An 11,390-nucleotide genomic window follows, 5' to 3' on the forward strand; every position below is an offset into this window, starting at 1 on the left:
CAAACTGAACAATACTCCGTTACTTCGGATATCAATAGATACGTAAAACCAGAAGCTTAAGTTGATCAAAATCAGCATTGCGTTAGAATTTAGCATCAATCGAATATTCGACCACCCATAATACTTTACAACAAACATTTTGACGTTAGTATCGCGACGCAAACGTTTTCCTCACCTATTAATGACTTCCGATGAGGGTTTTATGCTGCCAGACATTGAAATTTGCCGTGCAACAAAATTGACACAGATTGATGCTATTGCCGCTAAGGCAGGCCTAGATCCGACTGAATTCCATAGCCAAGGACGTTTTAAGGCTAAAGTTTCTCTTTCTTGCTTAGATAGACTTCACACTCATCCTGAAGGTAAATTGGTTGTTGTTACCGCCATCACTCCAACCCCCTTGGGCGAAGGTAAAACAGTCACCACTATTGGTCTATCACAAGGGATCGCGAAATTAGATCACTCTGTCATGGCATGTATTCGCCAACCTTCTATGGGGCCAATCTTTGGTGTGAAAGGCGGAGCCGCTGGCGGTGGTTATTCTCAAGTTGCCCCAATGGAAGAGTTAAATTTACATCTAACCGGTGACATTCACGCAGTTACGGCTGCGCATAACCTCGCCGCTGCAGCAATAGATGCGCGGATTTATCACGAGCAGCGATTAGGTTATGAAGATTTTGAACAACGTACGGGCATGAACGCACTGAAGATCGACGTAAACAAAGTCGCCTGGAAACGCGTCATGGATCATAATGATCGTGCACTTAGGATGGTCACAGTCGGTCAAAATGAAAGCGGTAAAACCATCAATGGTTATGAGCGGCAAGATGGGTTTGATATCTCTGCCGCATCAGAGCTGATGGCCATTCTCGCCTTAGCGGAAGACTTGCGTGATTTACGCCAACGTATTGGACGTATCGTGGTTGCTTATAATTTAAATGGTGACCCTGTAACCACAGAAGACTTGCAAGTAGCTGGCGCAATGACCGTTAGTATGAAAGAAGCGATTGAACCAACGCTCATGCAAACTTTAGAAGGTGTCCCTACCCTTATTCATGCTGGTCCTTTCGCCAATATCGCCCATGGCAATTCGTCAATTATTGCGGATGACATTGCTACGCGACTTGCTGAATTCACCGTCACTGAAGGTGGCTTTGGTTCAGACATGGGCTTTGAGAAAGCGTGTAATATTAAAGCGGCAACATCAGGGAAAGCACCTGATTGCGCAGTCATTGTAGCGACATTACGTGGGCTAAAAGCTAACTCTGGTTTGTATGAACTTCGCCCCGGACAAGCTGTTCCTGACTCGCTATTTGAACCAGATCAAGCTGCACTCATGGCTGGCTTTGATAATCTCAAATGGCATATCAACAACGTCAATAAATATGGTGTTCCTGCGGTGGTGGCTATCAATCGCTTTCCACAAGATACTCTGGAAGAAATCGAACAACTAACCGCTCTGATTCAAGCCTTACCGAACAACGTTGAAGTAGCATTGAGCGAAGGTTTTGCGCTCGGTGGAGAAGGTACAACAGATCTTGCAAACAAAGTGATCGAACAATGTCGCAAGCCAAATCAATTTACTCCTCTCTATCGCTCGCAAGATTCGATTGAAACCAAACTCAACGCAGTGGCTCAAAAAGGGTATGGTGCAGCGGGAATTACATTAAGTGAGGTAGCCAAAGCACAAATGCGTGCATTCCAAGCTCACGGTTATGGTCATTTAGCGGTTTGTTTGGCCAAAACTCCTTTATCTATTTCTACCAATGCAGCCATTAAAGGTGCTCCAAAAGAGTTTGATGTTCCTATTCGAGAACTTAGATTATGCGCAGGTGCTGGTTTTATTTATGCACTATGCGGCAATGTTATGACCATGCCAGGACTCCCTGACAAACCCGCCTTTATGGCATTGGATATTGATCAGCACGGCAATATCATCGGTCTTAATTAATCACTAAGTTAGCTTCTGGAAAGTCCCCCATTTGCAGAAGCTTTCAATAAAATTAACTATTTTTATCTCTGTGCTGTAAGTTTTTGCACTTTTTACCGTTCTTTACGTATATCAATAAAAAAAAGTAAGGTCGGTTATGAAACGTTTTACTCCCATCTTTATCTCGATAGCGTTATTCGTTCCTATCGTTTTTTCACTGTTTAGTCAGGCAGAGACTAAACCACAGAAAATGCCCAGCATTGGTAACGTCGATGTCGCCACACTCGCTGGCGGGTGTTTTTGGTGTACAGAATCTGATCTTGAGAAACTCAACGGCGTGATCAATGTCGTATCAGGTTATGCCGGCGGATCAGTGGAAAACCCGACCTATAAACAAGTTTCATCGGGTAAATCCGGCCATATTGAAGTGGTGCAAGTAACGTTTGATCCTCAAATCGTCAGCTATGAGCAGGTATTGGATCATTTTTTCCGTCATATTGATCCGACCGATGACAAAGGGTCATTTGTCGATAGAGGCCCACAATATCGCCCTGCGATTTTCTATCACAATGCAATGCAGAAGCAGACAGCAGAAACCTTCATGGCTGACATCGATAAGCTCGGTATCTATAAAAAACCGCTGAAAACGGAACTCATCCAATATGCTACATTCTGGCCGGCAGAAGATTACCACCAAGATTTTTATAAAAAGAGCAAAGTGCGGTACAACTACTATCGCTACGCATCTGGGCGTGACCAATATTTAGATGAAATTTTTGGTGAAGATCGTAATGAAAATCCAAAGACATTACGTCAATTAATTGATGCAAATAAATCGGAGGCAAGCCTTAAAGTCTATACCAAACCTTCTGACAAGGAGATTCGCGCCAAACTGACTGACCTTCAATACTACGTCACCCAAGAAGAAGGCACCGAGCGCGCTTTTAATAATGAGTATTGGGATAACAAAGCCGAGGGTATTTATGTTGATATTGTCACTGGTGAACCGCTGTTTTCTTCAACCGACAAATACAAATCTGGCACTGGTTGGCCAAGTTTTACTAAACCAATAAATGAAGCGTATATTGCAACGAAGACTGATTTCCGCTTAGTTTATTCAAGAACAGAAGTCAGAAGCCGTTTTGGTGATTCTCATTTAGGGCACGTATTTGACGATGGTCCTGCCCCAACCGGGTTACGCTATTGTATGAATTCTGCGGCAATGCGCTTTGTTGCAAAAAATGACATGCAAGCTCAAGGTTATAGTGAGTATCTTGCTTTGTTTGAATAAACGTTGAAATTCAATATTGGTCAGATACGTAAAAAGCCCCGAAAACTATTTCGGGGCTTTTTATTGAAATCAATGGGACACTTATCGTAAGCCGTGAAGAAATTCCGCACGAGTAGCAGGATTTGACTTAAAAATACCACCCAATGCCGTCGTCGTCGTTTCACTGGTTGCGTCCATAACACCGCGTGATTTAACGCAGTAATGCGTTGCATCAATAGTTACCGCTACATCATCAGATTCAAGTAAGGTTTGCAATGCCACCAGAATTTGTTGTGTCATTCGCTCTTGAACTTGTGGACGTTGAGCAAAAAAACGCACAATACGATTGATTTTTGAAAGTCCAATAATCTTGCCGCGCGGAATGTAAGCAACAGCGGCCTTACCATCGATCGTTACCAGGTGATGCTCACAAGTGCTGGTTACGGTGATATCTTTCACGCGAACCATTTCACTTACATTCATCTTGTTTTCAATGACAGTAATTTTGGGAAAGTTTTGGTAATCCAAACCCGAAAAAACTTCATCAACATACATTTTTGCAATGCGATGCGGGGTTTCTTCGAGGCTATCATCAGTCAGGTCAAGACCAAGCAGTGTCAGGATCTCACGCATATGGTGTTCAATTTTTTCTTTCTTCTCTTCACGAGTTACCGCATTAGGACACATTGGCGTCTCTAAACCGCGGCTCTCTAGCGCATCTTTAACCAACTTTGCTGATTCGCTAAGACCTAACATTCCGATTCCTCTTACTTTTACCCCTTTCGGATGGCAGACAAGGATACTCGGAATTTTGAATAATTACACCCATATTTTATGGATGGTCATTCTTACCAAAAGACAATCTATGATAAGGTTATTGAAAAGAAAAACGACAATAGGATTCTAAAATGGGCTGCTGTGATGCTCCGGGCTTAATGCCTATCGAAGACGCGATGGACACAATGTTAGCGCGAATCAAACCAATTCAAGTGACACTGCAACTTCCATTAGCTGAAGCTCTTGGCTACGTATTGGCAGAAGATGTGCTTTCGCCTATTTTTGTCCCGCCTTTTGATAATTCAGCCATGGATGGGTATGCGATACGCTTGAGTGATTTAGCAAATAATCAAATACTACCATTGGCAGGAAAATCTTTTGCTGGCGCTCCCTTTGAAGGTGAATGGCCTGTCAATACCTGTATCAGAATCATGACGGGAGCGAAGATCCCACCTGGATGCGACGCAGTCGTTATGCAAGAAAATACCGATGTCACTGATGCAGGTATTGTCTTCAAACAATCGGACATCAAGCCACAAAACAATATTCGCCCGACCGGTGATGACATTAAGCAAGGTGATCTTGTTTTAGCGAAAGGTGCTCGTTTAACACCACGTGATATTCCCATGATCGCCACACTCGGCATTAGCCACATTACCGTTTTTCGCAAACCCAGAGTTGCCTTTTTCTCAACTGGTGATGAGCTCAAACCGCTAGGGGAGTCTTTAACTGACGGACAAATATACGACAGTAATCGCTACGGGATTAAACCTCTAATTGAGAACTTTGGTTGTGAAGCGATTGACCTTGGCATCATCCCCGATTGCCCTGCAACATTAAAAGCAACGTTCGAAAAAGCCCAAAACTTAGCGGATGTGGTCGTGACATCTGGTGGTGTGAGTGTCGGCGAAGCCGATTACACCAAAGATATTTTGCAGGAACTTGGCGAGATAGGCTTCTGGAAACTGGCGATTAAGCCGGGCAAACCATTTGCGTTTGGTGAGCTTAGTAATGCTTGGTTTTGTGGTCTTCCAGGTAACCCGGTGTCAGCAGTACTAACTATGTACGTATTAGTACAACCGATGCTCGCTAAATTGGCGGGACATAGCAAATGGCAAGCACCAGAATCTATCCCAGCCATCACGAAAACGGCATTCAAAAAATCGCCAGGCCGCACAGATTACCAGCGTGGTATCTACTCGATTGAAAATGGCAAATTCGTTGTTGAAACAACCGGTAATCAGAGCTCTGGTGCATTTCGCTCCATGAGTTTAGCCAATTGCTTTGTAGTATTAGAACGCGAACGTGGACGAGTGGAAGTGGGTGAAAGCGTGAATATCCAACTTTTTAATTCCAGCTTGTATTAGGAGCGTTTGTGGATATTTTATCTGATGCAGAAATGTTGCGTTACAACCGACAGATCATTCTCAAGCAATTTGATTTTGAAGGCCAAGAAGCATTGAAACAAAGTTCTGTACTCATTGTTGGTGCTGGCGGTTTGGGCTGCGCATCAAGCCAATATTTAGCAACGGCTGGCGTTGGCAGTATAACCCTCGTCGATGATGACGTCGTGGAACTCTCTAATCTACAACGACAAGTGTTGCATACAGACAACGACATTGGCCGAAAAAAGGTCGATTCCGCTGCAGATTCATTACGAACTCTCAATCCATTTTTGGCGGTAAATACCGTTGATCAACGCTTAAATGACGAGCAGCTTGACACACTTATTGGGCAGCACACTCTGGTGTTGGATGCCTCTGATAATGTAGAGACTCGCAACCAACTCAATCGCCTTTGTTACCGAACTCGAACACCGTTGGTTTCTGGTGCCGCAATTCGAATGGAAGGACAAGTCAGTGTATTTACATACGAACACGCTGACGAACCTTGTTATCAATGTTTGAGTGCTTTGTTTAGCAATACGGCACTTACTTGTGTAGAAGCTGGCGTCATGGCACCTGTAGTGGGAATCATTGGCGCAGTACAAGCGATGGAAGCGATTAAAGTTATCGCGCACTATGGACAACCTAAACAAGGTAAAATATTGATGTTCGATGCGCTCTCTATGAGCTGGCGCGAGATGAAACTGATGAAATTAGCGACATGCAGCGTGTGTCAGAACTCTGATCAATAACGATTAAACATGCTCGACGCCTTTTAACTACAAGGTGTTGAGCATTTTATTTTATCATCCCTTCTAAATAGCATTTCTTTTCTGCAAATTAATGAGTAAGTTAAAGCTTCTTCAAACAACAGGTCAGGATGAGCGCAATATGTCTCCATTGGTTTCCCCAAGCTGGTTAAATCAACGTTTAGCCGATGAACGCATCGTAATTCTAGATGCAAGTATTGATTTTCAAATTCCCAGTGAAACTGAAAAAGACACCGTACACACTATTCCCAATGCGCGACGTTTTGATTATGACAAAGTATTTTGTGACCTCAGCGCAACACTGCCACACATGATGCCTAACGAAGAACATTTCAATTCACAAGCGCAAGCATTAGGGATCAATAACGATTCGATCATTGTTGTTTATGATAATAGCGGGACATTTGCCTCTCCACGAGCGTGGTGGATGCTAAAAGCGATGGGTCATCAAGAGGTTTACGTACTCGATGGCGGGCTGACGGAATGGAAAATGTGTGGTCTTCCGCTGGCAATGGAATACTCACAACCTAAAATTACCGGTAACTTTTCGGGGAAACTGAATCAACACTATTTTGTCGACGCCGATTATGTGTTGCAACAGATAGATAATGAAACCAGTCAAATAATTGATGCACGCTCTAAAGCCCGTTTTAATGCCCAAGTGGCTGAACCTCGCGCTGGCATTCGAAGTGGGCACATCCCAAATTCAGCCTGCCTACCTTTTGCTGAGTTGATGATTGAACACAAAATGAAATGCATCAATGAATTAGAGCCTATTTTGAAGCAGGTGCTAAAAAGCGAACGTTCTGAATATCTTTTCAGCTGCGGCTCTGGTGTCACTGCTTGTATCGTGTTGCTTGCTGCGCATATGTGTGGTTATGAGCATTTAGCTGTCTATGATGGTTCTTGGACTGAATGGGGACAAAACGAAGCACTACCCATTAGCCAATAAAGAAGTCGTTTCCCCCGGAAAAATTCGGGGGGAATATAACTTTTTATAAACCAAGCGTGTCACTTCCAGAAAAACTAACTTTTCCCTACACCAAGTTGCATTTGTTCATCTAGGTTTAAAACGGTGAGCGCATTGCTAACACTGGTAGCAATCACATCAATGGCACCAGTACGTAGTGCGCCAAGTAACGCCAGTGGTTTACTGTTTTCAGCGGCAATAGCGATCACTTCTGCAATAGGACGAAACTCGTCAATACCCAAACCAATCACGCGGTCGCTCATTACGGTATTAGCGGCCTTACCATGAATATCAAAGAAATCGTATCCTGCAAAATCTCCAACGACTCCTTGCTGTAGGCGCGATTGAACGACTTCATCTGCCGTAAACCAACCTAAATCAACCATGTAGCTGTTTTCACTCATGTCACCAATTCCGACCAACGCAATATCTGCTTTACGTGCTAAATCAAGCGTTTGCTTAACGGTTGCATTTTGCATAAAGGCTAATTTTTGTTCTCGGTTTTCAGCATAAGCTGGCGCATACAATGTTTCAGAACTACCGCCATATTTTTTCGCCAACTGACGACAAATGTGGTCCGCGTTGAACATACCGCCTCGCGGATGGATACCGCCAATACTGCAAACAAATTTGCAGTCTCTAGGTGTAATAACACCAATATGATGCGCGACAGCGGAAACATTTCGTCCTTGGCCAACGGTAACTACCATGCCATTTTTTAATGTGTTAGTGAGATAATTCGATACTAACCCCGATACTTGCTGACGTTGCTGCTCTTCACTAGGTTGATCTAATGCAACCAAGGCGCGTTTAACGCCGAATCGTTCAATCAAACGTTGCTCTATCTTTGCGCTAAACACTGGGTGATATTTTACGGTAATTTCAACAATGCCTTCATCTCGGGCTTGTTTCAGCATCCGCCCTACTTTGGCACGTGAAATCGCAAATTTTTTCGAGATCTCTTCTTGAGTCGCGCCATCTTGGTAATAAGCAACGGATATTTCAGTGAGTAGATCGGTGTTTTCTATCGAAATATCTTGGTTTGAAGTTGTCATAATCGTTCTCGTGATCAACATTGCCAGCAGAATACAAAAATTTGAGCATCCGCTCATTGACCTAGCATATGTTACAGCGCACCCACATTGCAACTTTTGCTCATCGCCATTACATTTTCTCACACCCAAATAAATGTTATTTATGACTAAGCAAAGCTTGCTCTAACCTAAGCAAACGTTTATTTCACTACACCTCACTTCAGCCGCAAAAAAATAGTTGATTGACATCACCATAACCCTAGAAGATCGATTGACTTTCCTCGTAGATCAGATAAATATGGGCACATCATTTACTCAACGAACGATCAAATGTTCAAAGCAAATGTTCGGTCGCTGAAATTAATTGAGTTTGTGGAAAGGTTTTACGTAAAAGCGTGACTAAACTATCCACCGACCCGCTTGCAAATGCCCAGCTAATCAAAATGCTGGCGAAGCCCAAAGACATAGGATGATCGATATGAGCAATAAATTAGAGCAACTTCGTAAACTGACTACTGTTGTCGCTGACACTGGCGAAATTGACGCAATAAAAAAATACCAACCAGAAGACGCAACAACGAACCCATCTCTAATTCTTAAAGCCGCTCAAATTGCCGAGTATGCACCATTAATCGATGCCTCTATCGAATACGCAAAAAGCCAAAGTTCAGACAAAGCACAACAAGTTCAAGACACTTGTGACATGCTTGCCGTTAACATCGGTAAAGAAATCCTAAAAACCATTCCTGGCCGTATTTCTACTGAGGTAGATGCTCGCCTATCTTACGATATGGAAGGCAGTGTTGCTAAAGCACGTCAATTGATCAAAATGTACAATGATGCAGGTATCACCAACGACCGTATCTTGATCAAACTGGCTTCTACTTGGGAAGGCATCCGCGCAGCAGAAATTCTTGAGAAAGAAGGCATCAACTGTAACTTAACGCTTCTTTTCTCTTTCGCTCAAGCGCGTGCATGTGCTGAAGCTGGCGTGTTCCTTATTTCTCCATTTGTTGGTCGCATCATGGACTGGTACAAAGCAAAAGAAGGCCGTGATTTTGAAGCTCAAGAAGATCCAGGCGTAATCTCTGTAACGGATATCTACAACTACTACAAAGAGCACGGCTACAACACAGTGGTAATGGGTGCTAGCTTCCGTAACATTGGCGAAATCCTAGAGCTTGCTGGCTGTGACCGTCTAACTATCGCTCCTGCTCTACTTGCAGAGCTTGAAGCGGCCGAAGGCGAAGTGGTTGAGAAACTAGTTGACTCTAAAGGTTCTAAAGAACGCCCAGCAGCAATGACTCACGCTGAGTTCCTATGGGAACACAACCAAGATGCAATGGCCGTAGAAAAACTAGCGGAAGGTATTCGCAACTTCGCTATTGACCAAGGCAAGCTTGAAACTATGATTGCGGCTAAACTGTAATCAGTTATAAGAATTAAAATTAGGGGAACGAATAACGTTCCCCTCTCATTTCTAAATCGACTATTTTTGGTAATTATTATGGATCGTAAACAACTGGCAAATGCAATTCGTGCCCTTAGCATGGATGGTGTACAACAAGCTAATTCAGGCCATCCTGGCGCACCGATGGGTATGGCAGACATTGCTGAAGTACTTTGGCGTTCTCACCTAAACCACAACCCACAAAACCCACAGTGGGCAGACCGTGACCGTTTCGTTCTTTCCAACGGCCATGGCTCAATGTTGATTTACTCTTTGCTGCATCTAAGCGGTTACGAGTTATCGATCGATGATCTGAAAAACTTCCGTCAGTTGCATTCAAAAACCCCAGGCCACCCTGAATATGGTTACGCACCAGGCATTGAAACGACTACGGGTCCACTAGGCCAGGGTATTACTAACGCAGTTGGTATGGCAATGGCTGAGAAAGCGCTAGCTGCACAATTTAATAAAGAAGGCCACGACATCGTTGACCACTTCACTTATGTATTCATGGGTGATGGCTGCTTGATGGAAGGTATTTCCCATGAAGCTTGTTCTTTAGCGGGTACGTTAGGTCTTGGCAAGCTGGTTGCTTTCTGGGATGACAATGGCATTTCTATTGATGGCCATGTTGAAGGTTGGTTCTCTGACGATACACCTAAACGTTTTGAAGCGTATGGTTGGCACGTTATTCCTGCGGTTGATGGCCACGATGCAGAGGCTATCAATGCGGCGATTGAAGCGGCGAAGGCTGAAACTGGTCGCCCAACTTTGATTTGTACTAAAACGATTATCGGTTTTGGTTCTCCAAACAAATCAGGTTCACACGACTGTCACGGTGCACCACTAGGCCATGATGAAATCAAAGCAGCAAAAGAATTTTTAGGTTGGGAACACGGTGCGTTCGAAATTCCGCAAGAAATCTACTCAGAATGGTCAGCGAAAGAAGCTGGCACAACTAAGGAAGCAGCGTGGGATGAGAAATTTGCAGCTTATGAAGCAGCATACCCAGAGCTTGCCGCTGAATTTAAACGCCGCGTAAATGGTGAATTACCAGCGCAGTGGGAAGAAAAAGCCAGCGCAATTATTGCCGACTTGCAAGCTAACCCTGCCAATATTGCATCACGTAAAGCGTCACAAAATGCGCTTGAAGCCTTTGGTGCAATGCTACCAGAATTTATGGGCGGCTCTGCTGACTTAGCACCTTCTAACCTTACTATGTGGTCTGGTTCTAAATCACTGACGGCGGAAGATTTCTCGGGTAACTACATTCACTACGGTGTGCGTGAATTCGGTATGACTGCCATCATGAACGGTATTGCACTTCATGGCGGTTTCGTTCCTTACGGCGCAACGTTCCTAATGTTTATGGAATACGCACGTAATGCAATGCGCATGGCCGCTCTGATGAAAATTCAGAACATTCAAGTGTACACGCACGACTCTATCGGCTTGGGTGAAGATGGCCCTACCCACCAACCGGTTGAGCAAATTGCTTCACTGCGTTTAACACCAAACATGAGCACATGGCGTCCATGTGACCAGGTGGAATCAGCAGTAGCTTGGAAACTGGCGATTGAGCGTAAAGATGGCCCATCTGCGCTTATCTTCTCTCGTCAAAACCTAGCACAGCAAGAGCGTACTGCTGAGCAAGTGGCTAACATTGCTAAGGGGGGGTACATCCTGAAAGACAGCGATGGTAAGCCTGAGCTAATCCTAATTGCGACAGGTTCAGAAGTTGAGCTAGCAGTGAAAGCCGCAGAGCAACTAACCGCAGAAGGTAAGAAAGTACGCGTGGTATCGA

9 protein-coding genes are annotated in these 11,390 nt (G+C 44.1%); 7 read left to right on the forward strand and 2 right to left on the reverse strand.

Translation table 11 applies throughout. The features are described from left to right. The first annotated feature begins 202 nt into the window (after positions 1–202). Both EYW48_RS16680 and msrB read left to right on the forward strand, forming a co-directional pair. Entirely contained in the window at positions 203–1,951 is a 1,749-nt protein-coding gene (locus EYW48_RS16680; RefSeq protein ID WP_171980402.1) for a formate--tetrahydrofolate ligase, read from the forward strand. Positions 1,952–2,087: 136 nt separating this feature from the next. After that, complete coding sequence (gene msrB / locus EYW48_RS16685) at positions 2,088–3,221, forward strand: peptide-methionine (R)-S-oxide reductase MsrB (protein ID WP_274671853.1); 1,134 nt, start codon at positions 2,088–2,090, stop codon at positions 3,219–3,221. An 81-nt stretch (positions 3,222–3,302) separates the two neighbouring features. Here the strand turns inward: msrB and folE are convergent, their stop codons facing one another. Next, complete coding sequence (folE, locus tag EYW48_RS16690) at positions 3,303–3,956, reverse strand: GTP cyclohydrolase I FolE (protein ID WP_053312037.1); 654 nt, start codon at positions 3,954–3,956, stop codon at positions 3,303–3,305. Positions 3,957–4,108: 152 nt separating this feature from the next. On the opposite strand from folE, the gene moeA reads away from it, so the two are divergent. The 3 genes from moeA (at position 4,109) to EYW48_RS16705 (ending at position 7,084) form a co-directional block, all read left to right on the forward strand. Next, positions 4,109–5,344 (forward strand): molybdopterin molybdotransferase MoeA, encoded by a 1,236-nt coding sequence (moeA, locus tag EYW48_RS16695; RefSeq protein WP_277432696.1) that lies wholly within the window; start codon positions 4,109–4,111, stop codon positions 5,342–5,344. Positions 5,345–5,352: 8 nt separating this feature from the next. Next, positions 5,353–6,114 carry a molybdopterin-synthase adenylyltransferase MoeB gene (moeB, locus tag EYW48_RS16700; protein ID WP_171980405.1) on the forward strand — a complete coding sequence of 254 codons (762 nt, stop codon included), beginning with the start codon at positions 5,353–5,355 and terminating at the stop codon, positions 6,112–6,114. Positions 6,115–6,253: 139 nt separating this feature from the next. Then, on the forward strand, positions 6,254–7,084 hold the full coding sequence (locus tag EYW48_RS16705) for a sulfurtransferase (protein WP_277432697.1): 831 nt from the start codon (positions 6,254–6,256) through the stop codon (positions 7,082–7,084). Between the two features lie 74 nt (positions 7,085–7,158). Here the strand turns inward: EYW48_RS16705 and EYW48_RS16710 are convergent, their stop codons facing one another. Next, on the reverse strand, positions 7,159–8,157 hold the full coding sequence (locus EYW48_RS16710) for a sugar-binding transcriptional regulator (protein WP_168524617.1): 999 nt from the start codon (positions 8,155–8,157) through the stop codon (positions 7,159–7,161). Positions 8,158–8,614: 457 nt separating this feature from the next. Here EYW48_RS16710 and tal point away from each other — a divergent pair, with 457 nt between their 5' ends. Continuing rightward, the gene (gene tal, locus EYW48_RS16715) at positions 8,615–9,565 is read left to right on the forward strand and encodes a transaldolase (protein ID WP_053312033.1); all 951 of its coding nucleotides are present in this window, start codon (positions 8,615–8,617) and stop codon (positions 9,563–9,565) included. A gap of 78 nt (positions 9,566–9,643) precedes the next feature. Next, the coding region (tkt, locus tag EYW48_RS16720) for a transketolase (RefSeq protein WP_277432698.1) at positions 9,644–11,390 on the forward strand (1,747 nt) is incomplete at its 3' end.

It is taken from the genome of Vibrio sp. 1180_3, from assembly GCF_029478545.1.
GTDB lineage: Bacteria > Pseudomonadota > Gammaproteobacteria > Enterobacterales > Vibrionaceae > Vibrio > Vibrio aestuarianus.